Annotated in this window: 19 protein-coding genes; 14 read left to right on the top strand and 5 right to left on the bottom strand. The window is 62.1% G+C overall.

The window, feature by feature from the left end:
- Nucleotides 1-13: 13 nt before the first annotated feature.
- Nucleotides 14-1,483, bottom strand: coding sequence for a signal recognition particle protein (gene ffh, locus VF769_RS15590; protein ID WP_331009348.1), 1,470 nt, complete (start codon nt 1,481-1,483; stop codon nt 14-16).
- Nucleotides 1,484-1,700: 217 nt separating this feature from the next.
- On the opposite strand from ffh, the gene VF769_RS15585 reads away from it, so the two are divergent.
- Together VF769_RS15585 and VF769_RS15580 are read left to right on the top strand one after the other, a co-directional pair.
- Nucleotides 1,701-2,444, top strand: coding sequence for a dienelactone hydrolase family protein (locus VF769_RS15585; RefSeq protein ID WP_331009347.1), 744 nt, complete (start codon nt 1,701-1,703; stop codon nt 2,442-2,444).
- Between the two features lie 256 nt (nt 2,445-2,700).
- Nucleotides 2,701-6,168, top strand: a complete 3,468-nt coding sequence (locus tag VF769_RS15580; protein WP_331009346.1) for an autotransporter domain-containing protein — start codon at nt 2,701-2,703, stop codon at nt 6,166-6,168.
- Nucleotides 6,169-6,224: 56 nt separating this feature from the next.
- Here the strand turns inward: VF769_RS15580 and VF769_RS15575 are convergent, their stop codons facing one another.
- Complete coding sequence (locus VF769_RS15575) at nt 6,225-7,328, bottom strand: NAD(P)/FAD-dependent oxidoreductase (protein WP_331009345.1); 1,104 nt, start codon at nt 7,326-7,328, stop codon at nt 6,225-6,227.
- A 100-nt stretch (nt 7,329-7,428) separates the two neighbouring features.
- Between VF769_RS15575 and VF769_RS15570 the strand changes: the two genes are divergently transcribed.
- Nucleotides 7,429-8,811, top strand: a complete 1,383-nt coding sequence (locus VF769_RS15570) for a HAMP domain-containing sensor histidine kinase (protein ID WP_331009344.1) — start codon at nt 7,429-7,431, stop codon at nt 8,809-8,811.
- Here the strand turns inward: VF769_RS15570 and VF769_RS15565 are convergent.
- Both VF769_RS15565 and VF769_RS15560 read right to left on the bottom strand, forming a co-directional pair.
- Nucleotides 8,808-9,338: a carboxymuconolactone decarboxylase family protein gene (locus VF769_RS15565; protein ID WP_331009343.1), complete on the bottom strand. Its 531-nt coding sequence runs from the start codon at nt 9,336-9,338 to the stop codon at nt 8,808-8,810. The genes VF769_RS15570 and VF769_RS15565 overlap by 4 nt on opposite strands.
- A gap of 118 nt (nt 9,339-9,456) precedes the next feature.
- Nucleotides 9,457-10,008, bottom strand: coding sequence for a peroxiredoxin (locus VF769_RS15560; RefSeq protein ID WP_331009342.1), 552 nt, complete (start codon nt 10,006-10,008; stop codon nt 9,457-9,459).
- Nucleotides 10,009-10,119: 111 nt separating this feature from the next.
- Here VF769_RS15560 and VF769_RS15555 point away from each other — a divergent pair, with 111 nt between their 5' ends.
- Nucleotides 10,120-11,049: a hydrogen peroxide-inducible genes activator gene (locus VF769_RS15555; RefSeq protein ID WP_331009341.1), complete on the top strand. Its 930-nt coding sequence runs from the start codon at nt 10,120-10,122 to the stop codon at nt 11,047-11,049.
- 1 nt (nt 11,050) lies between these two features.
- On the opposite strand, the gene VF769_RS15550 is transcribed toward VF769_RS15555, so the two are convergent.
- Nucleotides 11,051-11,389, bottom strand: a complete 339-nt coding sequence (locus VF769_RS15550; RefSeq protein ID WP_331009340.1) for a hypothetical protein — start codon at nt 11,387-11,389, stop codon at nt 11,051-11,053.
- A 215-nt stretch (nt 11,390-11,604) separates the two neighbouring features.
- Between VF769_RS15550 and VF769_RS15545 the strand changes: the two genes are divergently transcribed.
- From VF769_RS15545 to nuoF, 10 genes are read left to right on the top strand one after another with little or no spacing between them, the layout of a single operon-like run.
- Nucleotides 11,605-11,982, top strand: coding sequence for an NADH-quinone oxidoreductase subunit A (locus tag VF769_RS15545; RefSeq protein WP_331009339.1), 378 nt, complete (start codon nt 11,605-11,607; stop codon nt 11,980-11,982).
- Entirely contained in the window at nt 11,952-12,536 is a 585-nt protein-coding gene (locus tag VF769_RS15540; protein ID WP_349258154.1) for an NADH-quinone oxidoreductase subunit B family protein, read from the top strand. Before VF769_RS15545 ends, VF769_RS15540 begins: the two co-directional genes overlap by 31 nt.
- On the top strand, nt 12,533-13,129 hold the full coding sequence (locus VF769_RS15535) for an NADH-quinone oxidoreductase subunit C (RefSeq protein ID WP_331009337.1): 597 nt from the start codon (nt 12,533-12,535) through the stop codon (nt 13,127-13,129). The genes VF769_RS15540 and VF769_RS15535 overlap by 4 nt, the downstream gene beginning before the upstream one ends.
- Nucleotides 13,122-14,327 carry an NADH-quinone oxidoreductase subunit D gene (locus tag VF769_RS15530; RefSeq protein WP_331009336.1) on the top strand — a complete coding sequence of 402 codons (1,206 nt, stop codon included), beginning with the start codon at nt 13,122-13,124 and terminating at the stop codon, nt 14,325-14,327. Before VF769_RS15535 ends, VF769_RS15530 begins: the two co-directional genes overlap by 8 nt.
- Entirely contained in the window at nt 14,324-14,758 is a 435-nt protein-coding gene (locus tag VF769_RS15525; RefSeq protein ID WP_331009335.1) for a hypothetical protein, read from the top strand. The genes VF769_RS15530 and VF769_RS15525 overlap by 4 nt, the downstream gene beginning before the upstream one ends.
- Nucleotides 14,755-15,087, top strand: a complete 333-nt coding sequence (locus tag VF769_RS15520; protein WP_331009334.1) for an SgcJ/EcaC family oxidoreductase — start codon at nt 14,755-14,757, stop codon at nt 15,085-15,087. The genes VF769_RS15525 and VF769_RS15520 overlap by 4 nt, the downstream gene beginning before the upstream one ends.
- A 7-nt stretch (nt 15,088-15,094) precedes the next feature.
- The gene (nuoE, locus tag VF769_RS15515; protein ID WP_331009333.1) at nt 15,095-15,748 is read left to right on the top strand and encodes an NADH-quinone oxidoreductase subunit NuoE; all 654 of its coding nucleotides are present in this window, start codon (nt 15,095-15,097) and stop codon (nt 15,746-15,748) included.
- Nucleotides 15,745-16,011: a hypothetical protein gene (locus tag VF769_RS15510; protein WP_331009332.1), complete on the top strand. Its 267-nt coding sequence runs from the start codon at nt 15,745-15,747 to the stop codon at nt 16,009-16,011. The genes nuoE and VF769_RS15510 overlap by 4 nt, the downstream gene beginning before the upstream one ends.
- A complete protein-coding gene (locus VF769_RS15505) occupies nt 16,008-16,283 on the top strand; it encodes a hypothetical protein (protein ID WP_331009331.1) in 276 nt (91 codons plus the stop codon). The genes VF769_RS15510 and VF769_RS15505 overlap by 4 nt, the downstream gene beginning before the upstream one ends.
- Before the next feature lie 3 nt (nt 16,284-16,286).
- Nucleotides 16,287-17,600, top strand: a complete 1,314-nt coding sequence (gene nuoF / locus VF769_RS15500) for an NADH-quinone oxidoreductase subunit NuoF (RefSeq protein ID WP_331009330.1) — start codon at nt 16,287-16,289, stop codon at nt 17,598-17,600.
- Nucleotides 17,601-17,603 lie beyond the last annotated feature (3 nt).

Here is a 17,603-nt window from a genome sequence, read left to right as displayed (position 1 = left end):
CTCCTTTGAACTCTTAGCTTTTTTTGTTGCTTCCGGGAAGCCCCGGAAGGCCCCCAGGAAGCCCTGGAAGCGCAGAATGAGGGTTAAGGCCCGGTAGCGGTTTGCCGGAACCGAGCTGTTTTAGCGCCTCAGGGGAAGGCATGCCGCCTCCCATCCCAGGCATGCCGAAAGGCATTTTGCCCTTACCCATGGCCTTGGCCATGTCCGCCATGTTGCGGTGCATCTTAAGAAGGCGGTTCACCTCCACGACCTCGACGCCTGCGCCTCTGGCGATCCGGGCGCGTCGGCGGCCATTGAGCAGGTCAGGTTTGGCCCGTTCCGCTTTGGTCATTGAACGGATAATGCCGATCTGGCGGCGCAGCTGGCGGTCATCGAGCTGCGCTTCGGAAATCTGGCTCTTAATCTTTTGGGCCCCGGGCAGCATGCCCATGACACCCTTGAGGCCGCCGATCTGGATCAGCTGGTTCAGCTGCTTTTCCATGTCGTCGAAGTCGAAGCGGCCCTTGGCCATCTTCTTGGCGAGCTTTTCGGCCTCGTCACGGTCGACCTGCTCAACCGCCTTCTCGACCAGGCCAACGATGTCGCCACGGTCGAGGATGCGGCCGGCGATGCGGCTGGCGTCGAACGGCTCCAGCGCGTCCGGGCGTTCGCCGGCGCCGAGAAACTTGATCGGCAGCCCGGTGACGGCGCGCATCGAAAGGGCTGCGCCCCCACGGCCGTCGCCATCGGCGCGGGTCAGCACGAGGCCGGTCAGCGGTAGGCGCTCATGGAAGCGCTTCGCCGTTTCCACCGCGTCCTGGCCGGTCAGGCTGTCGGCCACGAGCAGCACTTCGCCCGGCTTGGCGATCTGCGCGATCGAGGCCGCTTCCAGCATCATCTCTTCGTCGAGCGTGGTGCGGCCGGCGGTGTCGAGGATGAGGACGTCATGACCGCCGAGGCGGGCCGCGGTCAGCGCGCGCTTGGCGATTTCAGCCGGCGGCTGGCCCGCCACGATTGGCAGCACATCAACGCCAATGCTTTTGCCGAGCGTCGAGAGCTGCTCCATCGCCGCCGGACGGCGCGTATCGAGCGACGCCATCAACACGCGCTTGCGTTCCGTCTTGGTCAGACGGTTGGCGATTTTGGCGGTGGTGGTGGTTTTGCCGGAGCCCTGTAAGCCGGCCATCATGATGACGTTCGGCGGCTCGCCGTGAATGCGCAGACCTTCCGGCGGGCCTTCGCCGCCCAGGGTCTCGACCAGCGTGTCATAGACGATCTTGATGACCTGCTGGCCGGGCTTCACCGCCTTAATGACGTTTTCGCCGACCGCTTCAACGCGGACTTTGGCGATGAAATCCTTCACCACCGGCAGCGCGACGTCGGCCTCAAGCAGGGCGACGCGCACTTCGCGCAGCGCCGCATCGACGTCTGCCTCGCTGAGCGCGCCGCGCCCAGTGAGCTTGTCGAAGACGCCGCCAAGGCGTTCTGTCAGGGCCTCAAACATCAAAACTCCACATCATGCGCCGCGCAAAGCAGTTTTACCCCGCCGGACGATCACGTCGGGCGGGGTGCCTCGCCAGCCTCCAGACCCTGATATGGGTCCTGTGCCGGTCAAAGCGCAGCTCAAAGCTGGCGCATGGGCGGGGCTTTTAGGGGGAAGGGGCGGAAAGGTCAAACCAGGGGCTGGTTCCGGGACAGGCGCCCTGTAACGTCGCTGACCCATGGATGGCTTCACCAAGACCGCGTTCGCCGCGCCGATTGCCGGCAAGACCCAGGCGTTTGACGTTTATCGTCTGGGCGCGGGTCCGCCCGTCCTCCTCATGCAAGAGCTGCCGGGTATCGGCGAAGAGGTGATCGCGTTGTGCCATCGGCTGGCGGATGCGGGCTTTGAGGTGTGGGCGCCGCATTGGTTTGGGCCGCTTGGGCGCACCGATGTGAATGGGAACCTCGCTCGCGTCCTCTGCATGCGCCGCGAGTTCCAAATTTTCGCCAAACGCAAATCGAGCGCCATCGTCGATTGGATGCGGGCGCTCTGCGCGCACGTGGCGAAGGCGACGGGCCATGAACGTATCGGCGTGATCGGCATGTGCTTGAGTGGCAATTTCGCGCTGACCTTGATCGCTGAAGAAAACGTATGGGCGGCCGTCGCGTCCCAACCCTCGCTTGCGATCCGCGCGCCGGGCTCGTTGCATATGAGCGAGGCGGAGATTGCGGCGACCCGTGTGGCGCTCGATGCGAAAGGCGCCATGCATGCCTATCGTTTTGAAGAGGACGGATTCTGCACCGGCGAGCGCTTTGCGGCGATCGATGGCGCATTCAACGATGATGCGGTGCGTGTGGTGACGCATGTGATCGCTGGGCGCGGACACGCCGTGCTGTCGCGCCATTATGACAATGCGCCAGGCAGTCCTACTGCCGCTGCGATGCAAGAAGTGATCGGCTATCTGCGGCGGCAACTCAGTTAGCGCACGACGCCACGGCAGCGCGTGCGCGAGTTTGCGATGCGGGACAATTCGTGACGCAGGCGGCGCCTTTGTTGCCGCCCTAACGCGCAGTTCATCTCCGGGTTCAAGGCGAGCGCGGTTCCCGTGTGCGGTCGCCACAGCATTAAAATTCTCGGGCTTTTTCTAGACTTTTTGTTGACGCGGCGAAATTGGTTACCGCACACTCGCGCCAAGGGTGTGGGGAAGTCAGCCTTCAAAAATCACAGAGGGTGTCACCATGAAGACCACCAAGAACGCGCCCAAGGGCGTGCTCGCCAAATTGCTGATGTCGGCGTCCATCGTCGCTGTTGCATCGATGGTCGCGAAAGATGCGCACGCGACTGTTGTGCGCGATGACGACGTCATCTCCGTCGACGCCAACGGCCAAAACGATGAGACGGTCGACCTCGACAACGAATGGGGCGGCGTCGGGCAGATGTTCTATCTGTACGAGGACGCCGACGGCTTGTGGCTTTCAACCTGCACCGGTTCGCTGATCAATCCGCGCACGGTGGTGTTCGCGCAGCATTGCACTGGCGGCAGCCCAGACGAAGCGTTTGGCCCGACCGATACGCCGAACCGCATGAGCTTTGCTTTCAACGCCGTCGGCAATTTGGCCGCGCGCAATGAATGGTTGTTCGACGAAGATGGCTTCCTGCGCGATTGGACGGATGCGTCGCAATGGTCGAGCATTCCCGAACTCAATCTCTACAACGTGTTACAAGTGCAATCGGTGTTCAACGCGCAGGAATTCTTCCCGGGCGGCGATCTCTCGATGGCGACGTTCGATTCACCGGCGATCAATTTGCCTACTTACGGCATGTTGTTCTCACCGCTGACTGGGCCGACACATGCGGCTGTCGGCGGCTATGGCGGCACGGGCGATGGGACGAACGGGCCGTATATCGGCATAGATTATAAGCGCCGCATCGGCGAGAACATGATCGACGGCTTGTTCTCGCAGGCGGATTTCCTGGCCGCGACCTTCGTCATCCCAGGCCTCGATTACGGCGTCGAGGGCAGTCAGCTTCTCTATCACATCGACTTTGATAAGCCGGATCGCATCGCCGACGATTGCACGCGCGTGGACTTCATCCTGGGTCCGAACGACCTCATCTGCAATACGCCGTCGGATGGTCCGAACGCGTACGGGCCGTTGATCACGTACGATTTCACTTCGGCGATCAGCACGGGCGATCACATCGATTGGTATCCGGGCGATGCACTAGAGCACGAAGTGGGCACCGCGGGCGGGGATTCCGGTTCGGCGCTGTTTGCCGACGAAATCTATTCGCGGCCGTTGATCACGGGTGTGCTGAGCGGCGGCTGGACATTCACCAGCGCCAATGGCGGTTATGGGGACGTCTCGTACTACAATCCCCTGTTCCTGTTCCGCGATTGGATCGTGGAGAACAATCCGTACGTCTATGCGTCCGCACGCAACGGCAATCGCAATTGGAGCAATCCATCGACCTGGGTTCAGAACATGGACCCGAACTATTTCTACATTGATCGCTTTGGTCGTGTGAGAAATGGCCTGCCGAGCGACGCCGAGCCCGGCTATTACGCCGACACCCCGAAATGGGGCACGGTGTTCGATCTGGACATCCCGGGCGACATCGAAGGCGCGACCTCGCCAGAGACAGCGCTGGCGGCGTCGGGTTCTCTCGCGACCAACGCCGCGGCTGTGCTTGAAGGTTGGGGCGGCTCCGGCGGCGGTTCATCCGGCGGCAGTTCATCGTCGGGTCCCACAGCCAGCAATGGCGGTCCAACCGGGCCCGGTTCGACCGGCTTTGTGCCGAACAATGATTTCGGCGCGTTCGGCGATTGGGCCGATTCCTCCGACGGCACGGCGCGCTTCTACGATGTGACGCTCAACAATATCGGCCGCACGCGCGTTGATATGAATGTGGAGATCGACAATCTCACGGTCTCCGGCCATTTGACCGAACTCGACATCCGCTCGGCCTATCAGTTCAATTCGCTGATCGCGGTCGATCATGCGCGCGGGTTCGTGAACGTCGACGGCGCGTTGGCGACGCGTGAATACATGTTGTGGGGCGGATTCCTCACCGGTCGCGGCTCGATCACAGCGCAGACGGTCTACAATGTGAACGGTGTGATCTCGGCGGGTGAGCTCACCAATGTTGGCGCGCTCACCATCAATGGCGATTACGTTCAGACCTCGCACGGCGACATGGTCGTCAATGTTCAGCGTCACCGCAACACGATCACCAACGACTTCTTGCTGGTGAACGGTGCGGCTAGCCTTGACGGCGACGTGTTCGTTGTGCCGGTCAACGCGCAGAGCTTGCCGCGTTGGAATGACGTGTACACCGTGCTGAATGCCGACGCGGTGGTCGGCAATTTTGACGATGTGAACCTCGTCACGGTTGGGCCGAGCTTGTACGGCGATAGTATTGTGCGTGCGAATGGCAATGTCGACGTGGTCGTGAAGGCGCGGCCCCTCGGCGGCTGGTTCGGCGCCGGCCACCGCCTGCATTCGCTGGGCGAGGCCATCGATGTGCTGCGGTGGGGCGGCCACTACAATGGTTTCACCAACCTCTTCACGTTGGTCGATACGGCAAGCTACGCCACGTTCGATAACACCTTGTTCGGTCTGACGCCGACCAACTCGTTCCAAACCGTGCCGCTCGCGGTCCAATTCTCGCAAGGCTTTACGCTCGATCTCGATACGCGCACGGCGGAGCTTCGCGCTGGCGTGCGCGGCTTGAGCCAGCGCAGCGCGTTGGCGGGGCGCCGCATTGCGGCGGCAGGCGCCAATTCCAATCCGACTGAAGCTGCGCGGCTCAGCAGCGTCGGCGGGCAGGCGATTGATCCGAATGCACGGCTTGGCTTCTTCATTTCCGGACACGGTAATCTCACCGCGATCGGCGATGAAGGCTTTGAGGACGATCGCTACAATCCGTCGTCACTCTCGGCGTTCAGCACAGCGGATATGACGGTCGGCATGGATTATCGCGTCGATGACGGGTTCGCGCTCGGCATCGCCTCGACCATGTCGCGCTATCTCGCCAGCGATGAGCGCACCGGCTCCACGCCGATGAACCACACCGGATATGGCGTGCTGGCGTATGCCACCTGGTGGGACGGCAATTGGAATGTCGATTCCTATGTCGGCGTCGCGCACCATGATTACGACATGGCGCGTCTACCGGGCATGAGCATCGCCAACGAGGCCGAGTCCGAAGCAGGCGCGACGCAATCCATGGCGGGCGTGCGTGCTGGCTATACGTTCGAGCCGATTGAAGGCCTGTCGCTCGGGCCTGCGGTCGCGCTGAGCTATGTGAACCTGCAACTTGACGGCTACACCGAGTATGGCGGCGGCGAGTTTGCGCTCGACGTCGCGGCGCGGTCGCTGGATTCGGTGACGGTCGAAACGGCGCTGCAATTCGCTTATCGGCCGGAGTTCAGCGGTCGTTCGCCGCTGTCGGCGTACGGCCGTGTGGGTCTGGTCACCGAATTGGCGGATGGCGTGGACCGCGTGAACGCCTACTTCCTGGCGGCGCCAGAAGCCGCGTTCAGCATCGATAACGAACTCGATCACGAATGGGTCGCGAGTTCGGCTGGGCTATCCTACCAATTCAGCGAGGATCTCTCGGCCCACATTGAAGCCAGTTCCGACACTGGCCGCGGCGTGTTGTCAAACACGAGCGTGCAAGCCGGATTCAACTGGCGCTTCTGATCCAGCCGCATCAATTGCCCGAGGGGCGGACTTCGGTCCGCCCCTGTCTTTTGCCTTTATGAGAGAAGGCGTGCGACTTCTTCGCCGATTGCTAGGGATGAGGTGAGTCCGGGACTCTCGATGCCGAACAGGCAGACCAGATTGGCGAGGCCGTGATCGGCTGGCCCGTCGATGACGAAGTCGCTTTGGCTTTCGCCGGGACCGTGAATCTTCGGGCGGATGCCGGCATAGTCCGGCTGCAGCGCGCCGTCCGGGAGATTGGGCCAGAAGCGCCGCACGGTTTGATAGAAGGTCGCGGCGCGGGCGGGATCGACGACATAATCCTCGTAATCAACGTATTCGAGATCGGGCCCGAAGCGGGCGACCCCGCCAAGGTCGCGCCGATAATGTGTGCCCAGCGCGCCTGGAATCGGTGGTGGATAGATGAGGCGCGCGAACGGCGCTTTGACGCCCTGGAGTGCAAAGTAATTGCCTTTGCCCAGATGTTGCGCGGGGATCCGCGCGGAGGGGAAGCCCTCGATCACGCGGGCGCAGGCTTGCGCGCTGAGGCCAGCGGCATTGATGAGGCGCGCGGCCGTGATGGTGGTGGGCGCCTCGCCGCCGACGGCGATGGTGAACGTGTCGCCCGTGCGGCGCGCGCCTTCGAACGGCGCATTGAGCACGACGGCGCCGCCATGCGCTTCGATCTCACCTTGAAGGGCGGCCATATAGCCATGCGCATCGAACACGCCGCTCTCGCGTGACTCCAACGCCGCCACGACGCGCAATTCCGGCTCCAGGGCGCGCGCCTCGGCGCCGTTCAGCCAGCGTATGCCTTCGACCCCGTTGATCTTGCCTTGACGGGCGAGTTGATCGATCGCCGATATCTCGCTGTCTTCTGTCGCGACAATGAGTTTGCCGCATTTGTCGTAGGCGACGTTGTGCGCGTCCAAGAAGGCGTACAATGCGCGTCGGCCCTCTACGCATAGCCGCGCTTTCAGCGACCCGGTCGGATAGTGCAAGCCGGCGTGAATCACCTCGGAATTGCGCGATGAGACGCCCGCGCCGATATGGCCGGCGCGCTCGAGCACGAGCACGCTCTGCCCGCGCAAAACCAGGGCGTAACCGGTGGCGAGGCCCACAGCGCCTGCGCCGACGATAACGGCGTCGAAATCTGCCATAGAAATATTGCGCTCCGTGGCTCGCAAATAGCGAAATGCCGATTTCAGTTAATGGATAGGAAAGCAGCACGACCATACACACGGTGCAACGGGGGCGGTCGTGTTCAATTTTCTTGACGCATCCATGGTCGCGGCGGCGCGCGGGCGGGTGTCGAGCTTGCGCTGGCGTTTGACCATTGGCGCATTGTTCGCGGCGGGCGCTGCGTTCGTCTTGAATTCGATCTCTGCGGGCCTCGGTTGGTATTTGGCGATCCTGTTGTCGATGGGCTTCGACTACATGCTCGGCAATTCTTACCTGGACGCCCGCGGCGAGGCGGAGAAGCGCACCGCCGGCGCGCTGTTCGTCTGCGGCTGCCTGTTTTCGATTATGATTTTCTGCGCCATGCCGATGGTCTTGTCGGCCTTTGGCGGACGTTCCGGCCGGGTGCTCGGCGTGCTCATGGCGGCGAGTTCGCTCGTCAGCGTCATGTTGTTCACGTTCCAATCGACCCGCTTCATGGCGCTCTGTGCCGTGCCATCGACGCTCGTTCTGCTGGCGATGCCGTTCATTCCGTTCGGCCAAGCGCCGTCCGATGCGTATCAAGGCGCGATTGGCGTCGGCTGCGGCGTGGTCGGATTCTTGGCTTATATCGGCCGTTCGGCGCTCAACAATACGCAGATGGTCAACGCGTGGCGCGCGGCGAACCAGGCTGCCAAGGATCGCCAACTGGAAGCCGAGTTGAAGCGGGCTGAGGCTGAGGAAGCCAACCGCGCGAAATCAGAATTCCTAGCGGTGATGACGCACGAATTGCGCACCCCGCTCAACGCCGTGATCGGCTATGCCGAGATCATCCAGGAAGACTTGGAGGCGGACGGACGTAAGGAGCTGGCCGACGACGCCGCGCGCATCAGCGGCTCGGCGCGTCATTTGCTTGGTTTGATCGATCAAATTCTGAGTCTCTCCTCCGTCGACGCTGGTAGGGATGGGCTATCGCCGCGCGACGTCGACGTCCGAAAAATGCTGGAAGAGGCCGTGCACGCCCTGCGCGACGAAGCGCGGGAGGCTGGCAACAGGATTTCGCTGCGTGTCGAGCCGGATGCTGAATGGGCTTACACGGACGGCGGCAAACTGCTCGTCTGCGCGGCGGCGGTGCTCTCCAACGCCGTGAAGTTCACCAGCAATGGGCTCATCGCCGTGACGGCCGCGCGCGAGGAGATCGACGGACGCAACCACCTTGTGATCTCGGTGTCGGACACCGGCGTAGGCATAAAGGCCGAGGATATCGACCGCGTATTCAAACCGTTTACGCAGATCGATGGTTCGTCGACGCGGGCCAAGGGCGGCATGGGGCTGGGGCTTTCGATCGCCCAACGCATGGCCCAAACCCTGAGCGGAGAAGTCAGCGCTGTCAGCGAGTTTGGCGCCGGCTCCACCTTTACCATTCGCGTGCCGATGCGCTTGGCGCAGGGCCAAGCGCAAACGACAACATGCGCGGCGGCTTAAGCCAACGCGCTCTCAGCTCTTAGAATGGCACTGGCGGCGTTGACAACGGCGGCAATGCGGATGGCTGCTTGGATTTGCGTGGCCGAAAGCCCGCGTTTGCGCAGCTCTTCTTCGTGGCTGTCCAGGCACATGCCGCAGCCATTGATGGCGGAGACAGCGAGCGACCACAGCTCAAAATCGGCCTTATCGACGCCTGGATTGGCGAGGGCGTTCATGCGCAGGCCGGCGCGCAAGGTGCGATACTCCTCGTTGGCGAGCAGATGCAGCGAGCGATAATAGACATTGTTCATCGCCATGATCGCAGCTGCGGTCTTGGCGGCAGTGTAGGCTTCCGGCGAGAGCTTGGCTTTCGCTTCAGCATCCAGTGCGCGCACCACGTTCGGTTCGCCTGCGCCATGCGCGGACGCCAGAAACGCACCCCACTTTTGCTGATCGTTGAGCGTTGTTTCGCTCGCGAGCGAGCCCAAATTCAGTTTGATGTCTTTCGCATAGTCAGGCAGCGCATCGCGCAATGCGTCGAGCGACATGGTGATTTCCTCGATGTTTGGAAATTGGCCCCGGTGTCCCCGCCCGCCCTCGATAGAGGGCGGGAAAGCGCGTCGCGGGGGGAGGGATTGACGCGCTGGCGGGGATGCCAGTCGCTGCTTACGCGGCGAGCGTTTCACCGCCAACTTGGCGGTTGCACGGGCACAGCTCGTCGGTTTGCAACGCGTCAAGAACGCGAAGCGTGTCCTGCGGGTTCCGGCCCACATTGAGGTTCGTCACGTACACGTGCTGAATGACGTTGAACGGATCGACGATGAACGTCGCGCGATAGGCGACGCCATCTTCCGAGCGCACGCCGAGGCCGTCCACGAGTGAGCCGTTGGTGTCTGCGAATTGCCAATGCGGCAGACGCGCCAAGTCCTTGTGCGTGCGACGCCAGGCGAGCTTCACGAATTCATTGTCGGTCGAGCCGCCAAGCACGATGGCGTCGCGGTCTTCAAATTCCTTCGCAAGCTTGCCGAATTCAGCGATCTCGGTCGGGCAAACGAAGGTGAAATCCTTCGGGTAGAAGTAGATGATCTTCCACTTGCCCGGGAACGAGTCACGGGTGAGCGTTTCGAATGCGGATTCACCCTTCTCTTCGTGTTCCATGAAACCGGGCTTCACGCCGGTGATTTTGAATTCCGGCAAAGTCGCGCCGATACCCAGCATAGTTCGTCTCCTGTGTGCGCTGCAGCATAGTTTGCTGCAGCGCAGCGCAGATGAACCTTGAATCACCTTCGATCAAATCGATATAGCCATCTAGAGCTATAGAAAGTGCCTATGGAAGACGCCCGCATTCCCGCTTCGTCCATGCCGACGCTGCGTCAATTGCAGTTTTTGCTCGCTATACGGGCGGAGGGCAGCTTTGTCGCGGCCGCCGACGCAGTGGGCGTGACGCAGCCAACATTGTCCGCCGGGATCAAGGAACTGGAAGCTTCGCTGGGGGCGGTGCTGGTTGAGCGGGGCCGCGCCGGTGCGGTGCTCACGCCTGCGGGCGAAGAGGCGGCGGATCGAGCGGCGCGGGCGTTGAGTGAGGTGGAGGAATTGGTGCGGGCGGTGCACACCGCAGGGGAGCCGTTTTCCGGCTCCTTCCGATTGGGCGCGATCCCGACAATCGCGCCATTTCTTCTGCCGCGCGTCATGCCGATCCTGAAGAAGCGCTTTCCGAAATTACGCTTGCAGATGCGCGAGGATTTGACGGCGCGTCTGGTCGATGCGTTGCGCGCGCGGACGCTCGATGCGGCTGTGATTGCGTTGCCATACGAGGCGCATGGCATCGCGACAGCGCCGGTGGCGGAGGACGAGTTCCTTCTCGTCTGCCCCGAAACACATCCGTTGGCGGATCGGAACGATCTGATGCCGGAGCATTTGCGGTCTGAGGACGTGTTGTTGCTCGAAGATGGCCATTGCCTGCGCGAACACGCTTTGTCTGCGTGCCGGCTGGCGCCGCAGCGGCGCTCGACGGAAGTCGGCGCGACCAGCCTGCACACTCTGGTGCAGATGGTGTCCGGAGGCATGGGCGTGACGCTGTTGCCGAAAATTGCCGCTGAAGGCGGCGTTGCGGCGGGTGCGCATGTGGCCGTGCGCGCCTTCTCTGAGCCGCTGGTCGGCCGCTCGATCGGCGTGGCTTGGCGTGAAGGCGGTCAGCGTGAAGACGAGGCGCGGTTGCTGGCTGACGTGCTGCGCAAAGACTTGTTTGCGCGAGCATAATTCATGAGGTCGGCCAGTCCGGTTTCGACAATTGTTTCGCCAAATGCGGTAGCCGGATCACCAGCCAAACGGCCGACCAGACATTGCCGAGGATAAAGATCGGCGCGGCCCACAGCGCGGCGACTACCCAAGAGCGCTCGGTCAGAAAAACAATCGTGGCGAAGAAGGCAAAGCCGATCAGCAGGTCGACAAGGCTGACCACCCCCCAGGGCAGTGTGGTGATGACATTGAATTGGTCCAGGAACGTTCCATGCAAATCGGGCTTGGCGAAAGCCGCCCACAGGACGAGCCCAAGCAGGGCCAGCCCGCAAATGCCGACAGCGGCGCGTAGAACGTTCATGGTCACCTCTAGTGAGCGCTTTTCACTGCGGGCCGAGCCAAAATCAAGGCGCGCGGCGCGAGTCTCCAACCACATTCCATGTGACCGAGTTGCGAGCCGCTCGCAACTGCGTGTTTGGTTGCGAGTCGGGGCGCACACGACTAGCTTCCGCGCGATTTCGCGGCTGCGGCGCCAGTGCTCTGGCGAGGCGGCCCGATGCGGCTTAGGTGGGGTGCATGGGCCTCGATCTCATTGATTATCTACCGATCCTGATCTTCTTCGCCATCGCTCTGGTGATGGGCGCGGGCTTCCTCATTGCGGCCTGGGTTGTCGCGCCGAAGAGCCCGGACAAGGAGAAGGTGTCGGCTTACGAGTGCGGCTTCAACGCGTTCGACGACGCGCGCATGAAGTTCGATGTGCGCTTCTACCTTGTGTCGATCCTCTTCATCATTTTCGACCTTGAAGTCGCATTCTTGTTTCCTTGGGCGATCACGCTTGGCGGCATGGACCCAGCCCTCGGCCAGTTCGCGTTCTGGTCGATGATGGCGTTCCTCGGCGTGTTGACCGTTGGCTTTATCTACGAATGGAAGAAAGGCGCGCTCGAATGGGAGTGATTACGCCAGCAGGCAGCGCCGCGCGCGCCGGCGTCGAAGGCGGCTTCCCGGTCAAGGAAGACGATCCGTTTTACACGGGGCTTTCGGACCAGCTTGCCGATAAGGGTTTTCTCGTTGCGGCCGCTGACGATCTCGTCACCTGGGCGCGAACGGGTTCGCTGATGTGGATGACGTTCGGCCTCGCGTGCTGCGCGGTCGAGATGATGCAAGCGTCGATGCCGCGTTATGACGTCGAGCGCTTTGGCTTTGCGCCGCGCGCCAGCCCGCGTCAGTCCGACGTCATGATCGTGGCGGGCACGCTCACCAACAAAATGGCGCCGGCGCTGCGCAAGGTTTACGATCAGATGCCGAACCCGCGCTACGTGATCTCGATGGGGTCATGCGCGAATGGCGGCGGCTATTATCATTACAGCTACGCCGTCGTGCGCGGCTGCGATCGCGTCGTGCCGGTGGACATTTACATCCCAGGCTGCCCGCCAACCGCGGAAGCGCTCGTGTACGGCATTCTGCAGTTGCAGCGTAAAATCCGCCGCGAAGGGAATATTGTGCGATGAGCCAGTCCCTGGACGATCTGGGCGCGCATATCGCCGCGTCGATGACGAGCGCGATCACTGGTCAAACCATCGCGGTCGGCGAACTGACGCTGACGGCGAAGGCCGATCAGATCCACACGGTCTTGACCTTCCTGCGTGACGATCCGCGCTGCCGTTTCACCACTTTGATCGACATTTGCGGCGTCGACTATCCTGAGCGCGGCAAGCGTTTCGATGTCGTCTATCATTTGCTGTCGATGCATCTGAACCAGCGCATCCGCATCAAGATCGAGACTGACGAAGAGGCGGCTGTGCCAAGCGTCGCCAGCATCTTCCCATGCGCGGACTGGTTCGAACGCGAGGCGTTCGACATGTACGGCATCCTATTTTCGAACCACCCGGACCTGCGCCGCTTGCTCACGGATTACGGCTTCCAAGGCTGGCCGCTGCGCAAAGATTTCCCGCTCTCGGGTCACGTCGAAGTTCGCTACGACGCCGAACAGCAGCGCGTGGTCTATGAGCCGGTGAAGCTCACGCAAGCCTTCCGCAATTTCGATTTCTTGTCTCCCTGGGAGGGGATGACGCTTCCAGGCGATGAGAAGGCCAATGGCTGACGATCTCTCCAACGCGCCGACTGAAGAGAAGCGCACTTTCACCATCAATTTCGGACCGCAGCACCCGGCCGCGCACGGCGTGTTGCGCCTTGTGCTTGAGCTCGACGGCGAAGTGGTTGAGCGCGTCGATCCGCATATCGGCCTGCTGCATCGCGGCACCGAGAAGCTGATCGAGTACAAAACCTACCTGCAGGCGATCCCGTATTTCGACCGTCTCGATTACGTCGCGCCAATGAACCAGGAGCACGCTTTCTGCCTGGCGATCGAAAAACTCGCCGGCATCGAAGTGCCGCGGCGGGCGCAGATCATCCGCGTGCTCTACAGCGAGATCGGTCGAATCCTGAACCATTTGCTGAACGTCACCACGCAAGCGATGGACGTCGGTGCGCTGACGCCGCCGCTCTGGGGCTTTGAAGAGCGCGAAAAGCTGATGGTGTTCTATGAGCGCGCTTGCGGGTCGCGCATGCACGCCAACTACGTCCGCCCAGGCGGCGTGCACCAGGATTTGCCGCCTCAATTGATCGACGACATCGAAGCTTGGTGCGCGCAATTCCCGGCCAAGGTGCACGACATCGAGGGGCTGCTCACGAACAACCGCATCTTCAAACAGCGCAACGTCGACATTGGCGTCGTCAGTCAAGAAGATGCGCTGAAATGGGGCTTCTCGGGCGTCATGGTGCGCGGCTCGGGCCTTGCCTGGGATTTGCGTCGCTCGCAGCCCTACGAAATCTACAACGAGCTCGATTTCAGAATTCCGCTCGGCAAAAACGGCGATTGTTATGATCGCTACCTCTGTCGTGTCGAGGAAATGTACGAGTCGACGAAGATCATGCAGCAATGCGTGAAGCTGTTGCGTCAGACTCCTGGCCCGGTGTTGCCGGAGAATTCCAAGTACGCGCCGCCGCGCCGGGCGGAGATGAAGCAATCGATGGAAGCGCTGATCCATCACTTCAAACTCTACACGGAAGGCTTCCACGTGCCGGCTGGCGAGGCTTACGCGGCGGTCGAAGCGCCGAAGGGTGAGTTCGGCGTCTATCTCGTCAGCGACGGCACCAATAAGCCGTACCGCCTGAAGATCCGCGCGCCGGGCTTCCCGCACCTCGCGGCGATGGATTATCTCTGCAAAGGCCACATGCTGGCCGACGTTTCCGCCGTGCTCGGCTCGCTCGACATCGTGTTCGGGGAAATCGATCGGTGAACCCGGAGCATGGACCGCTGATGCTGTGGATCGAGGGCCTTGTCGCCCTCGTGATCGCGCTCGCGTTCCTGGTGCATGCGTTCATCGCCTTCAAAGCGGAGCATGTGGAGCACCATCCAGCGCGCGTACGCATTGGCGCGGCGATCCAGGGCCTCGCCATTGGCCTGATGATCGGCTTCGTCGTGGTGCCGCTGCGCATGCAATATATGGACGTGCTCGATCCGCGTGCGGCCCCGGGGCTCTCGACGCTCTCGTTTCTGCCCGCGCTGTTGATGCTAATCGCGGTCCGCCGCGGCGCGTTGCTCAAGGCGCCGGTGTTGAAGACGTATCTGCGCGCCTATCGCCGCGCCTCGCTGCTGAAGGCGCGCGATGATGCCGATAAAGCGTTGGCAAAACTTGATAAAATCGAAGGCCGAGGAGCGACGGCATGAGCGCCGTGGATGTCGTCCAGCGCCAGCTTGAGGCGTACAATGCGCAAGACATGGACGCCTTCCTGGCGACCTATGCGCCGGATTGCCAGATTTGCGATCTGAACGGCGCCGTCACGCAGAACGGCCGCGATGAAATTCGCGCGCGTTACGCGGCGATGTTCGCGCAATTCCCGGAGAACAAGGCGCGGCTCGTGCATCGCATGAGCCTTGGCGACGTCGTCATCGATCATGAAGACGTGGTGCGTGGCCCGAACGGTCCGCGCCTTGAAGCCATCGCCATCTATACTGTCAAAAACGGGCAGATCGCCCGCGTCGATTTCGTGAAGTGAGAAGAGCATGAGCGTCCGTCGTCTCGCCGCCGAACAACCCGCCAGCTTCGCGTTTTCCGACGCGACGATGGAGCAAGCGCGTTGGTGGATGTCCAAGTATCCGCCGGAGCGGAAGCAATCAGCCGTGATTCCGATCTTGTGGCTGGTGCAGAAGCAAGAAGGCTGGGTGAGCGAGCCCGCGATTCAAGCGATCTCGCAGCTTCTGGAGATGCCGCTGATCCGCGTGCTGGAGGTCGCGACCTTCTACACGATGTTCCACCTTTCGCCGGTCGGTAAGCACCATTTCCAGCTCTGCGGCACGACGCCATGCGCGTTGCGTGGCGCGGAGGATTTGAAGGACGTTTGCAAGCGCCGAATTGGCGCCAAACACGCGGTGAGCGCGGATGGCTTGTTCTCGTGGGAAGAGGTCGAATGCGTCGGCGCCTGTGTGAATGCACCGGTGATCGCGATCGACGATTATTATCACGAAGACCTGACGCCGGACGCCCTCGAAGCGTTGATGGACAAACTGGCGCGTGGTGAGAAGATTGAGCCGGGTTCGGCGATTGGCCGCGACGCCTCTGCGCCTGTCGGCGGCACGAGCGTACTGACTGATCCCGCGATGTATGACGGCTCGCTGGGCCAGAAAATCACGCTACCGAATTTGCCGGAGAAGGTGTGAGCGAGAACCGCACGCCTCCGCCATTCCGCCACACAAGAGGGCGGCTGCCGTTCGATCCGGACGCCTTTTCGCGTGCGCCGAAGCAGGGCGCGGCGATCGTAGTTTATGGCGTGCTGACGCTCGGTTTAATCGGCGTGGCGGCATACATGGCGCTGGTTGAGCAGCGCCCATTGGCGAGCGGCTACGTGGCAGGCCCCGCAATCGGCGCGGCTTGGTTTGCTTTGCGGCTCTTCATGTCGCTTGCGCCGCGAGGTGGGCGATGAACGCGCCGAACCTTGATACGCCCGAAGCACGCGACGCCTATCGCGCTGAGCTGCGCGGCATCGCGCGCGGGCCGCGCATGATTGGTTTTATCGTCGTGATCGCCGGCGCTGGTCTCTTGATCACGGCGAAGTCGGCGGAGGCGCCGGCGCCATGGCTTTTGAATCTGGGTTGGATCGTGTTGGGCGCAGGGTGGCTTATCCTGCTCTACGCCATGATCCAGCGCACACTTTATCACCGCCGCCGCATGCGCGGCGCGGACACGCAGGACTGAGATATGCTCGCGGATAAGGATCGCATTTTCCTCAATCTCTACGGGACGCGTGGCGCGGACCTGGAGAGCGCGAAGAAGCGCGGCGCCTGGAACGGCACCAAGGACATGCTCGACGCCGGGCGTGACTGGATCATTCAGCAGGTGAAGGATTCCGGTTTGCGCGGCCGCGGCGGCGCAGGCTTCCCGACAGGCTTGAAGTGGTCCTTCATGCCGAAGGAAGTGAAGGACCGGCCGCACTATCTCGTCGTCAACGCAGACGAGTCTGAGCCGGGCACGTGCAAAGACCGCGATATCATGCGCCACGATCCGCATCTGCTGATCGAAGGCTGCTTGGTCGCGTCGTTCGCGATGCAGGCGCACGCTTGCTACATCTATGTGCGCGGCGAGTACGTCGCCGAACGCGAAGCGATGGAGCGCGCGATCAAGGAAGCCTACGAGGCTAAGCTCGTGGGCAAGAACAACGTACATGGCTGGGATTTCGACATCTACATGCACCACGGCGCGGGCGCCTACATTTGCGGCGAAGAAACCGCGCTGCTCGAAAGCCTCGAAGGCAAGAAGGGCCAGCCGCGCCTGAAGCCGCCATTCCCGGCCAATGTCGGCCTCTATGGCTGCCCGACCACCGTGAACAATGTGGAATCGATCGCGGTCGCGCCGACGATCATTCGCCGCGGCGCCAAATGGTTCGCGAGCATCGGCCGCGCTAACAATACGGGCACGAAGGTGTTCTGCGTTTCAGGCCACGTGAATAAGCCGCTCAACATCGAAGAGGCGATGAGCATTCCGCTGAAGACGCTGCTTGAAGAGCATGCCGGCGGCGTACGCGGCGGCTGGGGCAATCTGAAAGCGGTGATCCCAGGCGGGTCATCGGTACGGATGCTGAAGGCCGAAGAGTGTGAAACCATGCTGATGGATTTCGACTCGCTGTCGGCCGCGCCGCACCGCTCGGGCCTCGGCACCGCGGCCGTGATCGTCATGGATCAATCGACCGATATGATCCGCGCGATTTCGCGCATCGCCTATTTCTACAAGCACGAAAGCTGCGGCCAGTGCACGCCGTGCCGTGAAGGCACTGGCTGGATGTGGCGCGTGCTCGAGCGCATGGCGAAGGGCGAAGCCGATCACAGCGAAATCGATCTGCTGCTCGATGTGGCCGGCCAAGTGGAAGGCCACACGATCTGCGCGCTTGGCGACGCCGCCGCGTGGCCGATTCAAGGCCTGATCCGCTGCTTCCGCGGCGAAATCGAGCAGCGCATCGATCGCTACCGCGCCGCGAAGGGCATCCACCAAGTCCGCACGCCGGTGGCGGCGGAGTAGGGC

The organism is Vitreimonas sp., from assembly GCF_036392335.1.
In the GTDB taxonomy this organism is placed as follows: Bacteria; Pseudomonadota; Alphaproteobacteria; order Caulobacterales; family Aquidulcibacteraceae; genus Vitreimonas.
This window is presented reverse-complemented; position numbering and strand designations above follow the sequence as displayed.